At 75.3% G+C, this 1,044-nt stretch carries 1 protein-coding gene; it reads right to left on the bottom strand.

The window, feature by feature from the left end:
* Positions 1-26: 26 nt before the first annotated feature.
* Positions 27-878 (bottom strand): GDSL-type esterase/lipase family protein, encoded by an 852-nt coding sequence (locus F6X68_RS32795; RefSeq protein ID WP_151457850.1) that lies wholly within the window; start codon positions 876-878, stop codon positions 27-29.
* Between the last annotated feature and the right edge of the window lie 166 nt (positions 879-1,044).

Raw genomic sequence — 1,044 nt, 5'->3', positions numbered from 1 at the left:
TGCGGGTGTGCGGTCGGCCGGCAGGGTCAGGAGCCGAGGCCCGAGGCGCGCCACGCCACGTCGGCCAGCCGGTCCTGCCCGGCGGCGTTGGGATGGTACCAGTCCAGCGGGTTGACCAGCTCCAGGTCGAACCGCACGCGGTGCACCGCCCCGCCGTCGTGCCGGCAGCGCGAGCCGTACGCCTTGCAGGCGGCGGCGAGCTGGGCGTTGTAGTCGGCGATGCGCTCCCGCACGGCCGCCCGGCGGGCCCGGTCGAGCGGGTCCGTCGAGGTGGGGTTGGCCAGCAGCGCCGGGCAGACGCCCCGCTTCCAGGCCCGCACCGCCCGCGCGTCGGTGTGCCCGACCTCCCAGAGCCGGTGCAGGTTGGGCACGCTCACCACCAGCACCCTGGCCTTAGGTCGCCCCTGCCGCAGCACCCGCAGGCCGCGGTCCACCTCGGCGCGGAACTGCTTCACCGGGGTCATCGCCTCAATGCCGCCCCGGCACACGTCGTTGGCGCCGATCAGCACGGTGACGTGGTCGACGCGGTCGCGTACCGCCCGCTGGGCCTGCCCCTCCAGCGACGCCGCGCGGGCCCCGGGGCTGGCGTGGTTGTGGGCCTTGCCCCGGATCGCCGGGTTCCGGTCGAGCAGCCGCCGGTAGAGGCTGTCGACGCGCAGCCCGTCGCCGGTGGACCAGGAGTTGCGCTCGCACGAGACGAGCACCAGGCAGGAGCCGAAGCCGGTGCTGATCGAGTCGCCGAGGGCCGCGATGCCGCCGGGCGAGCCGGGCGACGGCGTCTCCCGTGGCGGGCGGGAACCGGGCTCCCCGCCGCCCTCGCAGGCGAGCGCGACCAGCGCCAACAGGCAGGCGGCCACGGTGACCCAGCGTCGAGGCATACCATCCCCAGTCCCGCAGCGGAGAGCGACAGCGCGGTAACTCTAAGCGCGGCCCCGGTGGGGCAACCCGCCGCTGTCGACAATGCGGCAGAGGGCTGTTCCCGCTCGGCTTCGCATGCTAGCGGATCGATACGTCAGGCGGGGCCAGCGTGGCGGGCGGGGCCAG

Origin of the sequence: Micromonospora sp. AMSO12t (genome assembly GCF_008806585.1) — a bacterium.
In the GTDB taxonomy this organism is placed as follows: domain Bacteria; phylum Actinomycetota; class Actinomycetes; order Mycobacteriales; family Micromonosporaceae; genus Micromonospora; species Micromonospora reichwaldensis.
This window is presented reverse-complemented; position numbering and strand designations above follow the sequence as displayed.